The sequence below is a fragment of the Acinetobacter towneri DSM 14962 = CIP 107472 genome (genome assembly GCF_000368785.1).
GTDB lineage: Bacteria > Pseudomonadota > Gammaproteobacteria > Pseudomonadales > Moraxellaceae > Acinetobacter > Acinetobacter towneri.
Genome location: NZ_KB849689.1, coordinates 332,514 through 353,029, shown reverse-complemented (window position 1 = coordinate 353,029; position 20,516 = coordinate 332,514). Strand labels below are relative to the sequence as shown.

The window sequence follows — 20,516 nt, the reverse complement described above, 5'->3', positions numbered from 1 at the left end:
CCTTTTTCAAAAAAAAGTCCCTGCAAAAGCAGGGACTTTTAAACAAATTACTACAATTTGTCGTTTTTCAGCACTTATTGCGCTTCAGAAGCAGCAACTTCTGTGTCTGTAGTCGCAACGTCAGCAGGTGCATTTGCAACGTCTTCAGGAATATCGGTGTTGCCTTCATCCAAGATTGGTTGGTCAATTGCGTCGATTGCAGCTTGTTGTTCTGGTGTAACTTGAGCGTTATCTACAACTGCAGAAGATGCATCAGTTTCAGTCGCAGGTGCGCTTTCTTTTTTTGCACAAGCAGTCAAGGCTAAAGATGCAGCAATTAAAGCAGCAAGTGTTAGTTTTTGAATCATCGTCATTTCCTACAGTTAGGTCATTCATTTACTACAGTTTATTGCATATTTATGACATTTTGATGACTACGGCATGACATAAATATAAAAAAGTTGACCGAAGTCAACCTTTTTAAAAATTATTGATAAATTTTCTAGATTTAAGCGCGTTCTAATAATACCGCAACTGCAGGTAAGGTTTTACCTTCTACAAATTCAAGGAATGCACCTCCACCTGTAGAGATATAGCCGATTTTGTCTGCAACTTCATACTTGTCAATTGCAGCTAAAGTGTCACCACCGCCTGCAATAGAGAAACCTGCAGATTCTGCAATCGCCAATGAAAGTGCTTTCGTACCTTCACCAAATTGATCAACTTCAAATACACCCACTGGGCCATTCCAAAGAATTGTTTTTGAAGTTTTTAAAATTTCAGCAAATGCTTTTGCAGTTTCTGGGCCTACGTCTAAAATCATATCGTTGTCTGCAACATCTTCAACTTTTTTCACAGTTGCTTTCGCTGCTGCCAATGAACCCAAGAAATCTTCAAAATTAATTTCAGCGGCATCTGCAACTACAACATCGGTTGGCAGTGGTACAGAAACTTTTGCGGCAATTGCTTTGGCAGTGTCAATCAAATCATTTTCACATAATGATTTGCCCACGTTATAGCCTGCTGCAGCAAGGAAAGTATTGGCAATACCACCGCCTACAATTAATTGATCGCAAATATCAGACAATGAAGTCAATACATCTAACTTAGTCGATACTTTAGAACCTGCAACAATCGCCACCATTGGTTTTTCAGGTGTTTTTAAGGCACGACCCAAAGCATCTAATTCCGCAGCCAATAATGGGCCTGCTGCTGCCACTGGTGCTAAACGTGCAACGCCTTCAGTAGAGGCTTCTGCACGGTGCGCGGTACCAAATGCATCCATCACAAATACATCACACAATGCTGCATATTTAGCGGCAAGTTCTGGGTTGTTTTTCTTTTCACCGTGGTTAAAACGGCAGTTTTCCAATAAAACGACTTGACCAGGAGCAACGTCTACACCATCTAAATAGTCAGTGATCAGTTGAACATCTTGACCTAATGCTTGGGTTAAATACGCAGCTACAGGTGCTAAAGATTGTTCAGCTTTTGGCTCACCTTCAACAGGACGACCTAAGTGAGAATACACCATCACTGCTGCACCTTTGGCAACAGCAGCTTGAATCGTTGGCAATGCCGCACGTAAACGTGCATCGCTGGTGATCACACCATTTTTAACAGGTACGTTTAAATCTTCACGAATAAGGACACGCTTACCTGCTAAATCGAGGTCAGTCATACGCTGAAAGTTCATGTATAGCTCACTTTATTGATATCAAAACGCCACGATTTTAAATGATTATGCAGAAAAAGGTTAGCAACTTTTGTAGAATTGCTGTTTAAAGCAAAAGTTTTGATTATGATAGAGAAAAGCCACCATCTTTCTCGCACTTATGTCTATTCATCCTGATCCAAATATCAATCGTTTAAATGTTTTGGGCGAATCTCTCGCCAGTTGTTGCTTTGATCCTATTACTGGATATTTTCGTAACGGTTTTTGTCATACCGCCCCAACCGATTTAGGTCAGCACACCGTTTGTGCACAAATGACCTCTGATTTTTTAAATTTCTCGCAAAAAATTGGCAATGATTTAATCACGCCAGTACCAGAAGTTGGTTTTAACGGCTTACAACCGGGTGATTTCTGGTGTATTTGCGTCACCCGTTGGGTTGAAGCCTATCAGGCAGGTCAAGCACCACCAATTAAAATTCAAGCCTGTCATCAGTCAGTATTGTCTTATGTGCCTTTAGATATTTTGATGGATTATGCGGTGTGATGATCTGATGCAACATCCTGAAATTATTTTAGCGTCTGGCAGTCAAACTCGTCAGCAATTGATGAATCGTCTGCATTTGGCGTATAAGTCAATTTCACCTGATATTGATGAATCTGCACAGGGTGAATTGCATGCAGATAATTTGGCGCGACGCTTGGCTTTTGAAAAAGCACACTGTATTGCGCAGCAATATCCTGATGCAATTGTGATTGGTTCAGATCAAGTGGCATGGCGTGAACAGCAGCCAGATATTTTTATAGGTAAACCGCTCACTTCAGAAAAAGCTATACAACAATTACAAGCCAATTCAGGTCAAACGGTTTATTTCAGCACTGCGCTGAGTGTGCAGCAGCAATCTACAGGCTTTGAACAAACGGTTGTAGAACACTACACAGTTAAATTCCGCAGCTTAACTGACAATGAAATTGCACGATATGTTGCAAAGGAACAACCGCTACATTGTGCAGGTAGTTTTATGTGCGAAGGTTTAGGTATTAGTCTGTTTGAAGCCATGCAAGGCAATGACCAAACTACTTTGATGGGTCTGCCGATGATTCAGTTATGCCGCATGTTAAGAATGCTGAATATTCAGGTTCCTTAAGTTTAAAACTGTGTAATTTAACAGCCGTGAATATTTATAAAGACTATAAATCACCTTGCCCTTTGCAGCGACAAATCAGACAATATTGAGATTATTGATAAAACTTGCTTAGGCTATTTTATGTCGCAACCTTTAGATGTTTTGGGCGGAATTACCGCAGAACAATTCCTAAGTGAATATTGGCAAAAAAAACCACTTTTGGTACGCAATGCACTCCCAGAAATTGCCAACCTACTTGAACCTAGTGACGTGATGGAACTGGCTCTCGAAGAAGATGTGACTGCCCGTTTAATCAAACAAAAAGATCGTGATCCAAATCAATGGACTGTGAAATCATCACCGCTCATTAAGGCTGATTTTCAAAAAATGCCAAAGTTGTGGACGCTATTGGTACAAGCCGTTGATCATTACTCTTTTGATCTCGCTGAACTTTGGAAAAAATTTCCTTTTATTCCGCAATGGCGACGTGATGACATAATGGTGTCTTATGCCCCTAAAGGCGGCTCTGTAGGTCAGCATTTTGATTTCTACGATGTGTTTTTGCTACAAGGCTATGGACATCGTCGTTGGCAACTTGGGCAAATGTGTGATGCTGAAACTGAATTTGTCGCAGGACAACCGTTAAAATTATTGCCTGAAATGCAGGTCAATTTTGATGAAGTTCTTGCACCTGGCGATTTACTCTATGTGCCACCGGGTTTGGCACATTATGGCGTGGCGGAAGATGATTGTCTGACGTTCTCGTTCGGTTTCCGCATGCCGAATATTAGTGAAATGATGGATCGAGTGAGCGATAAATTCTCTGCCGATGAAATGTTACGCACGCCACTACAAGACCTTGTTCGTAAAAAAAGTACCCAAATTGGCGAAATGACTGCGACAGAATTGGATTATCTGAAAGCAGAATTGTGGGCGCGTTTACAAAACTCATCGGTGTTGGATGATGCGATTTTAAGCTTAATGTCTGAACCGAAATATCCTGAAAATATTCCTGAAGTAGATGAAATAGGTGTAGGCGATTTAGAAGATGCGCTAGATCAGGGTTATCAAATCATGTTGGAACCCGCCTCTCGCCTACTTTATGCAAATCAGCTAGATGAAGTTTTATTTTGGGCGAATGGTGAAGCGATTTGTGTCGCAGAAGCATCTATCCCTACGCTGCAAAAAATTGCCAATGGTGAACGCGTGCTGCTCGATGAAAACCTTTACGACGCAAATATTTTGGAAGATTTGGTACAACTGCTCAATGAATCCATTTTAATGTTGTTACCTGCTGAAGACGCTTAAAATATTCGTTTCAGCCCCCTCAAGATGATCAATTCATCTTGGGGAATTTAGATAAGCGGGATCTAAAGTTAAAACTGCCTGAATTAACGTATAGCCAGGTGTCGAATTTAATTTTAATTGCCCTCCAACCCGTTCTAAACGCATTTTCATACTGCGCATCCCAATACTCATGCCATGTTCAAGCACGCTATTGGGTTCAAAACCTACACCATCATCCTGAATTTTAAGTACCAATTGCTTAGGCGGTACAAATTGCATACTGACGGATACATGCTTGGCTTGGCTGTGTTTAATCACATTGGTTAAACTTTCTTCTAATACCCGCATCAAAGTTAAGCACTGTAACGAATTCGGCTCAATCACCCATTCATTTGGAAAATCCCACTTGGAATGAATATCCATTTCATCCATCAATTGACTAAAACGATGACGTACTGGCGCAACCCAAATTTTAGGATTTTCAGGCACTTTAGAACCAATGGAAGAACCACTATCAATAATTTGACGTAAATCATCACGCAGTAATTTCAGCATAGATAAGAACTGCTGATTACTCATGTTCTGTTCGCTTTGGTCGACCATAATCATGGAACGTACCAAAGATGCACCCAAACCATCATGCAAATCATGCGATAGATGAATCCGCTCTTGCAAACGCACATTTTCCAATTCTAAATAATGCTTTTCTGACATACTGCGTTTTAAATCATCACTGACTTCAAAAACTTTAAGCTCTAAATCTTGATTAAATTTCTCAATTTTTTGAATATTTCTTTTTAGGCGCATGCCTAAAATAATCGCAATAAATAAAGTAATTACTGGCGAGGTATACGGTGATAATGGCTGATATAAACTTGCCGTTGCCGCATTACTTAAACGAAATACATCTACACCCGCAAAAAAGCCAATCAAGGTTAAACAAAATAGCAGCAGATATACTTCTGTTTTTGGGGATTTATACGCTAAATACGCCAAATAAAAATAAACCACGACTAGTAAGCTGGCATAACTTAAAAAGACAATCCCAAATACCAGTTTGACATAATCTAAGGGTGTTAAAAACACACAAACGATTACCGCTAAACTCAGAATAAAAATACTTTCTTCCAATATTGGCAAGCGTTGATTGACAAACCTAATTAAATACATACTAAAAGCTAAAACATAGAGGATAAAAAAGCTTAAATTGGCTTGAGATGCCACCAATACACTTGGGTATGGAAAGGTTTCTGTGGTTAAAAAATGAGAAATAAATAATAACCAGAACATGCAACTCAACGCGAACCAACCAAAACTCTGATCACGGCGTAAAAACAGCCAAATAACCAAACATAAAATGCCTAAAGTGGCAGATAAAATCGCATTAATTTCAAATAAAGTACGTTTATTCCATATACTTTGCTGGTGCTGTTCAATATTGTTATGCACATTATTAAAACTTATTTTTCCTATACCCGCATTTTGAAATGCATATCCATTTACATAGACCAATATTTGATTTTTACCTTGTTTTAAGCCTGAAATAGGTAAAATCCAGTAACGTGGCATATTCCAGTTTTTTGACAAAGGCTCTTCTAAATGTTGACTTGCCCAAAGTAAATCTTGATTCAGATAAACTGCCCCTGCACTATTTAAAAAATTCAGTGCAAAAACGATGGGTTGATTTAAACGATGATCACGCTCACAAAACCACTCCCACTCTATTTTGTACCACGCCCCACCATTATAATTTTTCCAGCGATCATCCCAAACGTCGGGCAGTTGAACATTTTCCCAACCCGTTTCAGGTTTTTTATTATGTGATGCTGTTTTGGCAGAGCTGATTGAAAGTACATGCACATTGCAGTACTGATTAATTGGGTACACCACTTGCTGCGCATAGCTTTGCCACGCACAGAACAATAACAACACGCCCAAACCACACTGCCAAAGCCTTTGAATCATAAAAGACCTAAAGTTCTAGCGGTACTGACAGCCTTAGTGCGTTTAGTGACCGACAACTTCCGATAGATATGTTTAATATGACTTTCAACGGTATAACGCGACACAAATAATTGCTCAGCAATTTCACGGTTACTTAAGCCCTGCGCCACCAGATTTAAAATTTCTAATTCACGATTGGTGAGCTGTTCATAATGTGAGTTGAATGCTTGAGCATCGGCGCGATCTGATAAATCTTCGGTCAGCACGGGTACTTTTTGATGTGAAATTTGCGATAAAATTTCACGGGCGATAAATGGGTCTATCGGTGCACCACCTCTTAAAATGCTGCGTATTGCGATAATAATTTCAGCATCATCACGTTCTTTAAGCACATAGCCTGTTGCACCTGCTTGAATTGCAGAAAATAAGCTGTCTTGGGTGCTCCATGCAGAAATCACCAAAATTAATGCGCTTGGATCTCTAAAATGTAATTGTTCGATTAGTTCTTTACCATTGCCATCGGGCAAGCCTAAATCGACTAAAGCTAAAGCAATCGGATGATCTTCTATACACGTCATTGCAGCTTTAAGATGACTCACGAAAAATAGCATGTCATCTTGATAGCCAATATCATGCAAAATTTTTCTAAGACGTGACTGAATAATAGGCTCATCTTCAACAATTAAAACCGGTACGGGTAATATCGCTTCCATTTCTGCCATCATTCATCCCCTTGATTATGTTTGTAAATATATCAATCGTTTTGATGTAAACACTATCCCTAGAATTAAGGAGTTTTTCAAATTTAGCTTATTTTATAAACATGAGCATAGCACTGAAACATGAAACTCGAGCATGAAATAAAAAATAAATGTGAGGTACTATTTTATTTTAGAAATCGCTTCACATTTTAATGAGCAGCGCAGCATAAATATGCTTTGATGCCGAGAACAGCATCAAAGCAAATGTAGAGCCGTATTTAAAAGATGGTTGATAAATTAATAATAAGTCTTAGAGCTATGTGCATGTAAAAATGCAGGAATCAGCCCTGTTAAAGCCGCACGAATATCCGCACGTTCATTGATTAATTGATGCGAGCCTTCTTCTAACATGAGTAAGGTTTGCAGGCGGAATTTACGCCGAATAAACTCAATGTTGTAGCGCCAATCTACGGTTTGATCTTGCGCCCCTTGTGCCAACCAAACAGGAATACGGCAAGCTGGACGTTCTTCCATCTCCAACATCCATTTAGACATGGCTAAAATCCAATCCATGCCCATCATTCTAGGTTGCAGCGGGTCTTTTAAACGCACAAAGCGTAAAAATTCAGGATTATGATTATTGCGTCGGAAATGTCGCGGCACTTCACGCTTAATCCGACGGATAATGCCCAAACCAACAGAGTTATGCCACCATGCCGATTTTGCAGGACGAATCAAAGGCGATAACAACAACACACGCTCTACAAATGGATTTTCACGGCGCTGAGCAAATTCCAACAAGTGATGCATCCAAATTGCACCACCTGTACTTTGCCCAATGCCCAACCACGGTTTTGGCAATTGATCGGCATTTTTTACATATTGATAAACCGCATGTAATACTTGCTGATAATGATCAAAATTTTTGATGTTGGCAGGATAACCATCACTCAATCCATGTCCGGGCAAATCATAAGTCAAAACACTAAAGCCCTGCTCTAATAATTCTTTGACGATAGGTTGATAAATCCCGCTATGTTCCAAATAGCCATGCAGTAGAAATACCGTGCCCTGCAGCTGATCAAATTTGGTTTTGCTTAAATCGGGTTGAAAAATTTGCACATGCAATTTAAACAACGGCATTTGCACATAGCCTTGCCAATGTTCACAGTCCAACAAATGAAAACCATAAAGCTGTCGATAGGCTTGTAACTCAACACTCGGTTCAAAACCACGATTCAAATTTAAAGGTTGGAGAATTTGTGGTGTGGTTTCCCGACTCGGCACTGGCAAATCTAATTGCTTCAACACGCTTGGGTTTAAAAATGGAATATCAGGCATTATGGCACCTCGCGACATGCGCTAGAACCAATCAAGACATCCCGAATGGTGGCAAGCATTTCATAATTGGCACGGCGGCTATGATCATAGTTTTGTTCACTTGGACGCCATGCAGTCAGTTGAGTCGGCATGGGAGCCTCGACTGGAATCGTTTCAATTCCATTCAAAGCAAATAAACGGCGGGTGCGTGGCATGTGATAACGGTCTGTAATCAAAATCACTGTCGGCGCCCCCCCTTTTTTTTGTAATAATAAAGAACTAAAACGTGAATTTTCACAAGTATTCATGCTGCGATCTTCTAATAATTTTGCTTCGACATCATATTTTTTTAACCAACGCTGCATATAAGGTGCTTCTACACCACTCAGTACAATCGGCAATTGATATTGTTTTACCACCGCTAGGGTCGTTTCTAAACGTAAACGTGTGTAGTCATTGACCACAATATCTTTGCCATTATCATCTAAAGTTAAGCCACCACCTAAAACCACAATCGCATAAGGTTTAGAGTTTGCAGGTATTTTTGGAATATTTTGTTGCTGAATTAAAGCAATATCTTTAAAGATTTCTTCATCTACAGGCTCACTTTCGGTTTCGGCAATTTTATGAGTGCTTAAAAACTCCAAGTATTGTTCCATGAGTACCTGATTTTCATGACTATCCAAATTGAGCAAGGCTTTTACATTTTCGGATGGGTCTTCTACAACTGCTTCAGAAGCTGCATTAGACACCAACAATGGGACTTGCGGCAACTCTTGCTCAGATGCTAATTTTTTTTGCGTTTGTTCTTCTAAAATAAGCGCTTGTAAGGCTTTATAACGAGCCTGAATTAAAGTTAAATTTTTCGAATTTTCAGATTGAATCTCTTGCTCCATCAGCTTCAAATAAGCTTGTCGGGCAATCCATAAATCTGAACCGGGTTCCAAGCTGTCTTGATCACTAAAAGCCGCCATTTGCTGACTTTTTGCTGCCACTTGATTCACTTCTACAGGTACCAAAGTGTTCAGCGTTTTGACCACCAAAGTAGAATAAAAAGGTGAATAGATAAAAATCATGAACGCTGCAAACAATACAAATAGCACGGCAGCAATTTGTACCAATCTGAGCATCCAATGATTCTGTTTCATCTTCACTTAACCTACTGGTTGATGTGCACGAATCAAACCTGTTTCATCAAATAACACAGGTTCAGGTTCTAGTGAAATACCAAAACGACTCAAAACATCTTGCTGCACAGCACGATAGGTGTGTTGCACATCTGCCAAAGTGGCATCGGCATAATTGACTAAAACCAACGCTTGTTTATGAAACATACCCACCACACCCAGTTGTTTTCCCTTCCAGCCAGCTTGATCAATCAACCAGCCTGCTGCAATTTTAACTTGCGCATTCGGCTGTGGGTAATGGGGTAAATTTGGAAATTGTGCTGCAATTTGGTCAAATTGCTGAGTCGAAATCACAGGATTTTTAAAGAAACTACCTACATTTGGATATTCTGCAGGATTAGGCAGCTTACTTTGGCGAATTTGAATGACTTGTTGCTGCAGATTTTCAGCAGTTTGCTCATCGCCTACAGCAGCTTTTAAGTCGCCATAATTTAATTTTAACGCAGCCTGTTTTAACAGTTTAAAAGTCACATGGGTAATGATGTAACGGTTGGGATGATCTTTAAAAATACTGTGTCGATAGGCAAACTGACAATCTGCAGCAACAATTGAGCTGAATTGTTGGCATTCACGATCATAGACCTGCACAGATTCAATAAACTCACCGACTTCAACGCCATAAGCACCAATATTTTGCACAGGTGAAGCACCGACCAAACCTGGAATTAAAGCCAGATTTTGCAGACCATATAACTTTTGTTCCGTACTCCACAACACAAACTCATGCCAGACTTGTCCTGCCCCAACTTTTAGGGTGACACTTGCATCATCTTCAGCGCATTTTTCGATGCCCTGAATATCCATGTGCATGACCAAGGCATGAATATGTTCAGGCAATAACATATTGCTACCACCCGATAAAATCAGCACATTTAATTGTTCTTTCTGGGCAAATGCCAAAGCATCCTGTACATCTTGAATATTTTCAATTTTGACATAATGCGACGCAGTTGCATCTAAATTGAGCGTATTGAAAGGTTTGAGTTGCATGTTGTAGTGAATGTGCATGACTTAAACCTTCAATTCAAATTGTTGTTGTAAAACTTTCACCCATGCGCGACTACTCGACTCGCATTGATCGAGCACCCGCTCAAAACCATCGGCTTCGCCATAATATGGATCGGGTAATTCTTGCTGCGTATAATGCGGATCGTGTTCGCTCATTAAGGCTATTTCAGCGCGCAAACTGCCCAGTTCAGCTTCAGCACGGCGCATTAAAGATTGAATATTGCTTAAGTTTTCAAAATCCATCGCCAAAATCAAATCAAACTCGACAAAGTCTTGTATACGTAACTGACGCGCGCGCAATGTAGATAAGTCATAACCACGTTTGAACGCATGTTTTTGGCTGCGTAAATCTGGGGCTTTGCCTGGATGATAATTACTGGTTCCAGCAGAATCTACCAACACATTGAGTTGTTGTTCATCACAAAAATGTCGAAGTACAATTTCTGCCGTTGGAGAGCGGCAAATATTTCCCAAACAAACACATAACACCTTATATGGCGTTTTGGATGACATAAACAACCTCAAAGCTACTTTATTTTTAAGAGTCTTATGTTAAGTTATTTATGATATGAATCCTATATCGTGACCCTACAATAATGTTGAATTAAGTATAAAAATTAGGAATAAAGACGATGCAGCATTTTCAATTTCAAACAGTTGGCAACATTATTTCTGGATTGGGTTCAATTTCTGAACTAAAAACGGTTTTAACCGAAAAAAATTATAAGCGTTTGTTATTGGTCACCGATGCTGGCATTTTACAACAACAATTACATCAACCTATTTTAGAAATTTTAAAACAACTGCAACTGGACTATGCCATTTACTCGAATGTGCAAGCCGACCCCGCAGAACAGATTGTGTTAGAAGCAGTTGATTTTGCCAAACAGCAAAATATTGATGTTGTATTAGGTTTTGGTGGGGGTAGTGCGATGGATGTCGCCAAAATTATTGCCGTGCTGAGTCATCCTGCACAAACTCAACAACTGTCAGACTTGTACGGTGTCGGCAATGCGAAAGCACCACGTTTACCGCTCATTCTAGTTTCCACTACAGCAGGCACAGGTTCAGAAGTCACACCTATTTCCATTGTCACCACAGGTGCAACCAGTAAAACAGGCATTGTTTCTCCTATTTTATATGCCGATGTTGCCATTTTAGATGCCAATTTTACCCGTCATCTACCTGCACAGATTACCGCAGCCACAGGTATAGATGCGATGGTACATGCCATTGAAGCCTATACTTCTAAAATCAAAAAAAATGCGTATTCAGATTTTCTGGCAAAACATGCGCTGCGTTTACTTGATCAAAACTTAAAATTAGTGCTTGAAGATGGCAGCAATATGCAAGCACGGCAAAACATGCTGTTTGGTTCAATGCTGGCAGGACAAGCCTTTGCCAATGCTCCTGTGGCTGCGGTACATGCGCTTGCCTATCCTTTAGGCGGACATTTCCATATTTCACATGGGCATAGCAATGCATTGGTACTAACCGAAGTTTTAAAATTTAATGCGCCTGCAGCCAAACAGTATTATGCAGAACTGATGTGTTGGTTAGACCCACGCAGTAAAGGCTGCACAGATGGATTATGTGATTTGTTTATTGATCATTTACAAAATCATTTAGATCAAAGTGGCTTGGTGTTAAAACTCAATGCCCTAGGCATAGCAGAAAACATGCTGCCACAACTGGCAGAAGATGCGATGCTGCAAAGCCGTTTATTGCAAAACAACCCGAGAGCAATGCAAATGCAGGATGCGTTACAGATTTACCAAGCCATTTATGCCTAACATTTACGCTTAACGTTCTGTATTTAACTTTCTACATTTATTTGGGATGATTTCCACCCATTAAAGCATGACACCACATTGATAAAAATATAGGTAAACTTGTGAAACCTGACACCAAAACCCGTGAGCAATACGCTTTTTTCTTTCCCATCCAAACTCGCTGGGCAGACAACGATATGTATGGACATGTCAATAATGTCACTTATTACAGCTATTTTGACAGCGCAGCCAATGCCCTACTGATGCAAAAAGCAGGCTTTGAACCCAAACGATCACCCTGTATTGGTTTAGTGGTCAATTCCACCTGTCATTTTTTGCAGGAATTGTCCTATCCTGAAATGATTGAAGTAGGTGTTGCTATTCAAAAAATTGGAAACTCATCCTTAATTTATGATTTGGCAATTTTTAAAAACAATCAAAATCTTGCCGCTGCACAAGGACAAGTGGTGCATGTATTTGTAGATCGAATTACACGCCAAAACTGCCCGATTCCTGACTCCATCCGCGAAGCATTACAGCCATATAAAAGCACAGATTCAGCTTGCGCTTAGCAAAAAATAAGGCTGGTTTGACCCAGCCTTAAAATTCTGCAAACAAAAGCTAACAACAGGTTATTTCAACTGAATGTTATGTAATTCGCCATCAAAGTTTTGCAAAATATCTTTCACAATCGGTTCTTGATGCAATAAATTTTCAGCCCGTTGATAAGCGCGTTGTTTGCGCTGTTGCTGCAAAATGTACGGTGTCGTGTCATCCACATTTTCATATTGCACTTTAAACAGAGTTTTACTCCACTGTTCTTTTAAAGCACTTTCTAAAGCATGTTGCAGTTGAGTCAATAACTGCTGATATTGCTCAGGAATATGAAAAACCGATTCAGCATTAATCTGCCCCGTCATTACGCCATGCTGCGCCAATTCTTGCACGGCAGGTGACAACTCGCTGTGTCTAAACCAATATTCCCACTTGTCTAAAGTCCACTCACCTTCTAAAACTTGCGGCTGTAAACGCAGAATATCCTGCGGCATTAATTGATCATCGGCATTAGATGCTATGGTTTGCTGCGGTTGTGCTGTCGCACTGGCAACATTCGGTTCGACTTCAGTCGCTGCTAAATCAAATAAAGCGGTTTCTGCATTACTTACATTTTGTGTAATTGACGGTGAAGCATTATTCGATTGTAGTGTAGATGAAACTAGCGATGTTTCGGCTGATGCAGCAAGATCACCTAACGGTGCAACGGCATCAAAACTTTCCAGTAAAAAATCATCATGACTTTGCACATCAGATGTAGTGCTTACCGATGAGGCATCTTCATCTAAACCAAACAATTGTGCATCTGCATTTGGATCAAACACGATAGATTCAGATTGCTTATCCTCAGCCTGTATTGCAGTTTCTTCATTCACTGCAGGTTCTGACATAGATTCTGGTGAAATCGCAGCTGTTGAGTGTAGCGCTTGCGGAGTCGGTTGTTGCGCTTGAATCGACTGTTGATCTTGATGTGTTAAAGCTTCAGGCTCATCCTCATCTAAAAAATCATCTGAAGAAGGTTCTGCAACACTGGTTTGTGTCGTGGTGTGATCTGAATAATCGTCATCCTCATAGTCAAATCCATCAAGATCAGGTGTTGCAACCGCATCTAATTCAGTTACATGCTGTTCCGCTTGTGCTGTATTTTGAGTTGCCACAGCTTGTGGAGTTTGCTCCATTTGAGCAACTGGCTGGGAAGCCGCTGTTTGTGCAGTATTTTGTGGCGCAGCAACCAACACTTCATTGGCTTGCAAAGGTCGAAATGCCAGTAAACGCAGTACACACATTTCAAAGCCTTGTTCCTGGGTTACGGCAATTTGTAAATCGGCGCGTCCTTTACAAGCAATTTGATAATACAACTGTAAATCTTGTGCAGAGATCAGACCCGCAAGCTGCTGAATTTTTTGATTAATTTCAGCACTGTATTTTAGGTTTAAATCTGGCAGATATTGCATGATTGCCAATTCATGCAGTGTCGAAATTAACTGATCCAACACCAAAGACACATCTAAAGCTTGCTGTCTAAATTGTAATAACAACTGACTCACACGCTGCTGTTGGTTTTGATGAATCGCTAAAATCAAATCATAGATAATGGTGCGATCAATCAAGCCCAGCATGTCTTTGACATCTTGATGATGAATTTCACCCTGACCATAAGCAATGGCTTGGTCTGTCAAAGACATCGCATCACGCAAAGAACCTTGCGCAGATTCAGCAATCTGCCAAATTGCATCTTGCTCTGCAACAATCTGTTCTTTGGCTAAAATATCCGTTAAATGACTGGTAATTTCATCGACCTGCAATGGACGCAAAGTAAATTGCAAACAGCGCGAAATCACAGTAATAGGGAGTTTTTGTGGGTCTGTGGTCGCAAACAGAAACTTCACATGCTCAGGCGGTTCTTCCAAAGTTTTTAGCAAAGCATTGAACGAATGCGTAGACAGCATGTGCACTTCGTCAATCAGATAAACCTTAAAACGTCCCTGAGTCGGTGCATAAGGTACGTTATCGAGCAACTCACGTGTGTCTTCAACCTTAGTACGTGACGCCGCATCAATTTCGATTAAATCAATAAAACGACCTTCATTGACCGCAGTACAGGTCGGACACACTTCACATGGGGTAGATGTCACGCCTGTTTCACAGTTCAGGCATTTGGCCAAAATACGCGCAATGGTAGTTTTACCTACACCACGTGTTCCCGTAAAAAGATAAGCATGGTGCAAACGCCCACGTTCCAAAGCACTGGTCAATGCCCGTGATACATGGTTTTGTCCCACCAATTCATTAAAATTACGAGGACGATATTTACGCGCAAGTACCTGATACATGAATGCTCCTTTTTACAGGTCTAAGCATACTGTTTTTTTGGCAAAGAGTGAACGTACAATCACGCCTAAAACCAGCCTTTACGCCCTTGCAATTGCCGATCTGCACAGCGAATGGCTTCCTGACTCAGTCCCCAAAGTCGATAATCACCAATTAAAGAACCTGCAGCAAAATTATGGGTATAGGCAAAACTGAGTTGACGGTCAGGATCACACCACGCGCCTGAACCATTAAAACCCATGTGTCCAAAACCGTGAGAGCGCTTACCCAAACTTAATACGCGGTGATAGCCTAATCGCCAATGCATCGGGATAGGCATAACTCGATCACGCTGCACATATTGCACTTGGCTTAATTGCTGAAAAACTTCAGGCTGAACCAATTGCTGACCCTGCCATGATCCACCCTGCGCCAACATGGCATAAATACGTGCCAAACTTTGGGCAGTAAATACACCATTGGCAGCAGGAATCACAGCTTGCAAACCAGTATCACTAAAAAAACTAAAATTTTTCATGCCTTTGGGAATCATGCCATCCTGAAAGTCTTGCGGATTTTGCCCACTCCATGCAATGACTTTATCGAATATTGATACAGGATGTTTGCTCGATTTAGCTTGGTTTTGAACTTTAGCTGTCTGTTTATTTGTGGGTGATGAATCTGTTTGCACTGATGTCACAGCAGTTTTAAATGGTCGTGCGACACGCGAAAGCTCAGATGCAGGCACACCAAAATAAGCCCCATCCAAAGCCAAAGGTTCAACCAAGTATTGCTGCATCAGTTCAGCCAATGTTCGACCTGTAGCTTTTTCTAAAATCCCACCGACCAGCCAACCAAAAGTTAAAGGTTGATATGCCGCCTCACTTGCCACATCAAAACGAGGCTTGGCTTGAGCCAGCACATTCAGCATGTGCGACCAATCTGCCATTTCAGTCGCATCGGCTATGATATTACGGATGTCATATAAACCACTTTGATGGCTTAGTATGTGCTTTAAAGTCATCGTTGCTTTGCCATTTTGGGCGAATTCAGGCCAGTATATATAAATGGGAGTATCGTAATCGACCAGTCCTTGACTGACCAAAATATGTGCCAGTGTCGCTAATACATCTTTGCCTGTGGAATAACATACCGATAACGTATCGGCTTGCCAGTCTTCATCTGGCGACTTTTTACCTGTGTAAATATCGACGACTTTCTGACCTTGAAAGTACACCGCTAAAGCAGCTCCGCCCTGTTGGCTACGTGCATTTTGCAAACGGCTAAATTGCATCGCTAAATCATGAAACTCAGGTGCAACCCATCCACGATAATTTTCAGTTTCAGCAAAAATATAATCCTTTAAATGTTGCATCGTCCTGTCTATCTCGTTTTTATTATTAATAAAAAGCTAGCGCAAATAAAAAGCCTAAATCCAAAGGATTTAGGCTTTCGATCACTGAATTAAAGCGCGGTGACAACACCTGTCACGTGCGGTTTTTGGTTTTTACTGTTTCGAATTAAAAAGTCTGTATTTTTAGCTTCAGTTGCAGTTAAAAACTCAACTTTAGATGGCAAATACATAGGTAACTTAAACCAGACATCGGCTTCATAGGCATCTGGCAAAGTCAAACTCGATAAGGCTTTGGCTTTGCTCCACATGCCGTGCGCAATCGCTTGTTTAAAGCCAAATGCTTTTGCAGTAATCGCGTGGATATGAATTAAGTTAAAATCGCCAGACGTTAAGGCATAACGGCGACCCGTATTTTCAGAAATATCCCATTCAGCTTGAACGGCATAGTTTGGCGCTTTGCTTTCTGCAGATTTTGCAGCTGCTTTAGTGGTGGTTTTTTGACGTGCTAAATACGTGGTTAAACCTTCAATCACCACCTCATTGCCTACTTTAGCAGTGGTAATAAAATCAAATTGTACGCCTTTATCATGTGGTTGCAATTCACCAAATTTACATGACAAGGTCAGTTGTTCATTCAATCCAACTTTACGGCTTTGTTTAACTTGATTACGAATATGTACCAAGCCCAAAATTGCAAATGGAAATGCTTCTTGGGTCATCATGTGCATTTGCAGACTTTGTGACAATACAGCCAAATAAATTGCAGGAATATAGCCGTTATTTTTAAAACCTGTCACTGCATTATAGGCTTTTAAGTGCTTTTGATCGACCTTGAATGAATCCACCACATATTCAACTTGCGGCAGAACTTTTTCACCTTTTGGCTTTTTAAAAATTAAGCCCTGAATCACTTTTGGATAGGCTAAATAGGGTTTTGGAAGTTGACTAAAATGGCGAGTATTCATACTAAACCTTTGAGAAGTTTTTCTAATTTATTTAATGGAGTTCTTTCTCCCGCTGGGAGAAAGCTAGAGAGAAGGGTTAATAATCTATCCCCTTATCTCCCTCTCCTAAATCCTCTCCCCAAGGGAGAGAACTTTGAAGGTGTTAAGCCCCTAACAAGCTTTGACCACAAACACGTACCACGTTACCATTAATACCTGTCGATGCCGATGAAGCAAAGTAAGCAATGGTTTCTGCAACGTCTACAGGTAAACCACCCTGACTCATAGAGTTCATACGACGACCTGCTTCACGAATGGCAAAAGGAATTGCAGCAGTCATTTGCGTTTCAATAAAGCCAGGTGCAACGGCATTAATCGTGATCCCGTTGTTTAACACAGGGGCGGTAAATTTCACGACACCAATCACGCCAGCTTTAGATGCTGCATAGTTGGTTTGACCCAAGTTGCCTGCAATACCTGAAATTGAAGATACGCAAACGATACGACCATTGGCATTTAAACCATCATTTGCCAATAAGTAATCGTTCACACGCTCAATTGCAGACAAGTTGATGTTAATGACTAAATCCCAAAGCTCTGGTTTCATATTTGCCAAAGTTTTGTCACGGGTAATCCCCGCATTATGCACAATAATATCCAAACCACCTTGTGCAGCGGCAGCTGTTTTAATTTGCTCGCCTGCATCTGCAGCAGTAATGTCAATTGCTAGCGTTGAACCACCAATTTCAGCAGCAACACGGTCTAAATCTGCTTGTTGTTGTGGAACGTCTAGGCAAATAACGTGTGCACCATCACGTGCCAACACATGCGCAATCGCTTCACCAATACCACGGCTTGCACCTGTCACCACTGCAGTTTTACCTGCCAATGGTTTTGCCCAATCTACATCTACAGTTTCAGCACTCGACACACGAATCACCTGACCTGACACATAAGCAGAACGTGGTGAAATTGCAAAACGTAACGTAGATTCTAAGTTTGCTGCAGCACCTTGATCGACATAAATTAAGTTAGCCGCAATGCCTTTTTTAAATTCTTTGCCTACCGATTTTACAAAACCTTCCAAAGCGCGTTGTGCAATGGCTTTTTTCACACTGCCTGCAGTTTCTGGTGTAGTACCAATCACCACCACGCGACCAGAAGCCTGAATTTGGCGTGAGATTGGGTTAAAGAACTCATAAAGCGCTTTTAATTGTTCAGAGTTTTCAATACCTGAAGCATCAAACACCACCACTTTAAATTTAGATTCTTTATCGCCTGGATTGAATGCACCTAAATTTAAGCCCACTTTTGCCGCAGCTTGTTGCAATTCTGCATTGTTACCTGCATAACTGTTGGCATGTACATTAGCTAAAACTTGTGCAATTGATGCAGACAAATCACTTGCAGGGGCTGCACCTAAAAGTACTGCACCTTTTACCACTGGTGTTGCAGACTCAAAACGATCTAAAAAAGTTGGGGATGGTAAACCCAAATTTTTAATGACAAATTTACCAATAGGAGATTTTGCAAATGTTTGGTATTGATCAGTCATGATTATTATCTCTCATAAATTCATTTTTTGATGGATTACACGATATCTTTTAACATCAATATGATGCCAAATGCCCACATTTCAATAGCGTTACCCGTTTGTGCTAAATCATACTTGAGTTAATTATGAGATGTCTTGACCTGAATGCATTCTGCAATGTCATTGTAGTCAATTCAGCTGTCATACTATTGTGCTAATGTACGCATCAAGTAGACCCTTAACATGCTTGGAAAAGCCTTATGAGCAAAACAACTCAAGAAAATCCAGCAGTGGAAAATTCTGCAACGGATTCTGTGTCAAATACATCAACTGCTAAACGTACAAGCAAAAGTAGCAACACTGCAACCCGTTCCAACACGAGTACGACAAAAACTACACGTACCCGCACGACTAGCCGTGCTAAAACAACTGCTTCAACGCAAACAAAAGCACCATCTAATACCAATACCTCTGTTCAACAGGATAAAATTATGAGCCAAAACACTGTTCGCCGCGTTGCTATTATCGGTGGTAACCGTATTCCATTCGCACGTTCTAATGGCGCTTACTTTACTGCATCTAATACAGATATGTTTACAGCAGCATTAAATGGTCTTGTTGAACGATTCAACTTACAAGGTCAGCGTTTGGGTGAAGTTGTTGCAGGTGCAGTGCTCAAACACAGCCGTGACTTTAACATGACTCGTGAGTGCGTACTCAATACTGCCCTTGCTCCTGAAACACCAGCTTACGATATACAACAAGCATGTGGTACTGGCTTGCAGGCTGCTTTTTTAGTTGCGAATAAAATTGCACTGGGTCAAATCGAGGTTGGTGTTGCAGGCGGTGTAGATACGACTTCTGACGCACCAATCGCATTTGGCGATGGTTTGCGTAAAGCATTGCTTGAATTGAACATTGCAAAAACAGGTAAAGACCGCTTAAAAGCATTAACCAAAATCAATATTAAAGATTTAATGGATGCGCCACGTAACGGTGAACCACGCACAGGTTTATCAATGGGCGACCACCAAGCCATTACTACGTTGGAATGGGGCATCTCTCGTGAAGCGCAGGATGAGTTAGCAGCTTCATCTCACCAAAAAATGGCAGCTGCCTATGACGAAGGTTTCTTTGATGATCTCATCACGCCATTTTTAGGTTTAGAACGTGACAATAACTTACGTGCAGATTCTACTGTAGAAAAACTAGCGAAGTTAAAACCTGCTTTTGGTAAAGGCGACGCGCGCACTATGACTGCAGGTAACTCTACCCCACTGACTGATGGTGCATCTTGCGTATTACTTGCCTCTGAAGAATGGGCAAAAGCCAACGGTCATGAAGTCTTAGCTTATTTGACTTTCCAAGAAACTGCAGCAGTTGATTTTGTAGGTAAAAAAGAAGGCTTATTGATGGCGCCTGCTTATGCAGTACCACGTATGCTTGAGCGTGCGGGCTTAACTTTACAAGACTTCGATTATTACGAAATTCACGAAGCGTTTGCATCTCAAGTATTGTCTACCTTAAAAGCATGGGAAGATCCAAACTTCTGTAAAGAACGTTTAGGTTTAGAAGCACCTCTAGGTTCAATTGATCGCAGCAAACTGAACGTTAAAGGTTCATCTTTGGCAGCAGGTCACCCATTTGCAGCAACAGGCGGACGTATTCTTGCCACTGCGGCGAAACTTCTGAATCAAAAAGGTTCAGGTCGCGTATTGGTGTCAATCTGTGCAGCAGGCGGTCAAGGTGTAACAGCCATTATTGAAAAATAATTCTGCCTAGTTCTAATTTAGATAGAGATAAAAGCCACTTGATTCATTCA

The 20,516-nt window shown here is 40.8% G+C and carries 18 protein-coding genes; 6 read left to right on the top strand and 12 right to left on the bottom strand.

Annotated features, from left to right (window positions below):
* Positions 1-74: 74 nt before the first annotated feature.
* Together F947_RS05945 and F947_RS05940 are read right to left on the bottom strand one after the other, a co-directional pair.
* Positions 75-347: a hypothetical protein gene (locus tag F947_RS05945; protein WP_004973296.1), complete on the bottom strand. Its 273-nt coding sequence runs from the start codon at positions 345-347 to the stop codon at positions 75-77.
* Positions 348-487: 140 nt separating this feature from the next.
* Positions 488-1,675, bottom strand: coding sequence for a phosphoglycerate kinase (locus tag F947_RS05940; RefSeq protein ID WP_004973295.1), 1,188 nt, complete (start codon positions 1,673-1,675; stop codon positions 488-490).
* A gap of 139 nt (positions 1,676-1,814) precedes the next feature.
* Between F947_RS05940 and F947_RS05935 the strand changes: the two genes are divergently transcribed.
* The 3 genes from F947_RS05935 to F947_RS05925 all read left to right on the top strand — a co-directional run bounded on the left by F947_RS05935 (position 1,815) and on the right by F947_RS05925 (position 4,086).
* A complete protein-coding gene (locus F947_RS05935) occupies positions 1,815-2,198 on the top strand; it encodes a DUF2237 family protein (RefSeq protein ID WP_004973294.1) in 384 nt (127 codons plus the stop codon).
* Between the two features lie 7 nt (positions 2,199-2,205).
* Positions 2,206-2,799: a Maf family protein gene (locus F947_RS05930; RefSeq protein WP_026438423.1), complete on the top strand. Its 594-nt coding sequence runs from the start codon at positions 2,206-2,208 to the stop codon at positions 2,797-2,799.
* A 120-nt stretch (positions 2,800-2,919) separates the two neighbouring features.
* Positions 2,920-4,086, top strand: a complete 1,167-nt coding sequence (locus F947_RS05925; protein ID WP_004973287.1) for a ribosomal protein uL16 3-hydroxylase — start codon at positions 2,920-2,922, stop codon at positions 4,084-4,086.
* Positions 4,087-4,119: 33 nt separating this feature from the next.
* Here the strand turns inward: F947_RS05925 and F947_RS05920 are convergent, their stop codons facing one another.
* From F947_RS05920 to F947_RS05895, 6 genes are all read right to left on the bottom strand, one after another.
* Positions 4,120-6,030 (bottom strand): sensor histidine kinase, encoded by a 1,911-nt coding sequence (locus tag F947_RS05920; protein WP_004973286.1) that lies wholly within the window; start codon positions 6,028-6,030, stop codon positions 4,120-4,122.
* Positions 6,027-6,731: a LuxR C-terminal-related transcriptional regulator gene (locus tag F947_RS05915; protein ID WP_004973283.1), complete on the bottom strand. Its 705-nt coding sequence runs from the start codon at positions 6,729-6,731 to the stop codon at positions 6,027-6,029. Before F947_RS05915 ends, F947_RS05920 begins: the two co-directional genes overlap by 4 nt.
* 276 nt (positions 6,732-7,007) lie before the next feature.
* Positions 7,008-8,051 (bottom strand): alpha/beta hydrolase, encoded by a 1,044-nt coding sequence (locus tag F947_RS05910; protein ID WP_004973282.1) that lies wholly within the window; start codon positions 8,049-8,051, stop codon positions 7,008-7,010.
* Positions 8,051-9,178 carry a YdcF family protein gene (locus F947_RS05905; protein ID WP_004973281.1) on the bottom strand — a complete coding sequence of 376 codons (1,128 nt, stop codon included), beginning with the start codon at positions 9,176-9,178 and terminating at the stop codon, positions 8,051-8,053. The genes F947_RS05910 and F947_RS05905 overlap by 1 nt, the downstream gene beginning before the upstream one ends.
* A 6-nt stretch (positions 9,179-9,184) precedes the next feature.
* Complete coding sequence (murB, locus tag F947_RS05900; RefSeq protein ID WP_004973280.1) at positions 9,185-10,225, bottom strand: UDP-N-acetylmuramate dehydrogenase; 1,041 nt, start codon at positions 10,223-10,225, stop codon at positions 9,185-9,187.
* 3 nt (positions 10,226-10,228) lie between these two features.
* Complete coding sequence (locus tag F947_RS05895) at positions 10,229-10,738, bottom strand: low molecular weight protein-tyrosine-phosphatase (protein WP_004973278.1); 510 nt, start codon at positions 10,736-10,738, stop codon at positions 10,229-10,231.
* A gap of 119 nt (positions 10,739-10,857) precedes the next feature.
* On the opposite strand from F947_RS05895, the gene F947_RS05890 reads away from it, so the two are divergent.
* Both F947_RS05890 and F947_RS05885 read left to right on the top strand, forming a co-directional pair.
* On the top strand, positions 10,858-12,018 hold the full coding sequence (locus F947_RS05890; RefSeq protein ID WP_004973276.1) for an iron-containing alcohol dehydrogenase: 1,161 nt from the start codon (positions 10,858-10,860) through the stop codon (positions 12,016-12,018).
* Between the two features lie 101 nt (positions 12,019-12,119).
* Positions 12,120-12,569: an acyl-CoA thioesterase gene (locus F947_RS05885; protein ID WP_004973275.1), complete on the top strand. Its 450-nt coding sequence runs from the start codon at positions 12,120-12,122 to the stop codon at positions 12,567-12,569.
* A 60-nt stretch (positions 12,570-12,629) separates the two neighbouring features.
* Here the strand turns inward: F947_RS05885 and dnaX are convergent, their stop codons facing one another.
* The 4 genes from dnaX to F947_RS05865 form a co-directional block, all read right to left on the bottom strand.
* Positions 12,630-14,885, bottom strand: coding sequence for a DNA polymerase III subunit gamma/tau (gene dnaX, locus F947_RS05880; protein ID WP_004973273.1), 2,256 nt, complete (start codon positions 14,883-14,885; stop codon positions 12,630-12,632).
* A 65-nt stretch (positions 14,886-14,950) separates the two neighbouring features.
* Complete coding sequence (locus F947_RS05875) at positions 14,951-16,237, bottom strand: serine hydrolase domain-containing protein (RefSeq protein WP_004973271.1); 1,287 nt, start codon at positions 16,235-16,237, stop codon at positions 14,951-14,953.
* Positions 16,238-16,326: 89 nt separating this feature from the next.
* Complete coding sequence (locus F947_RS05870) at positions 16,327-17,181, bottom strand: MaoC family dehydratase (RefSeq protein ID WP_004973267.1); 855 nt, start codon at positions 17,179-17,181, stop codon at positions 16,327-16,329.
* A gap of 142 nt (positions 17,182-17,323) precedes the next feature.
* Positions 17,324-18,715 (bottom strand): 3-oxoacyl-ACP reductase, encoded by a 1,392-nt coding sequence (locus F947_RS05865; protein WP_004973265.1) that lies wholly within the window; start codon positions 18,713-18,715, stop codon positions 17,324-17,326.
* A gap of 239 nt (positions 18,716-18,954) precedes the next feature.
* Between F947_RS05865 and F947_RS05860 the strand changes: the two genes are divergently transcribed.
* Complete coding sequence (locus tag F947_RS05860) at positions 18,955-20,466, top strand: acetyl-CoA C-acetyltransferase (RefSeq protein ID WP_004973263.1); 1,512 nt, start codon at positions 18,955-18,957, stop codon at positions 20,464-20,466.
* Positions 20,467-20,516 lie beyond the last annotated feature (50 nt).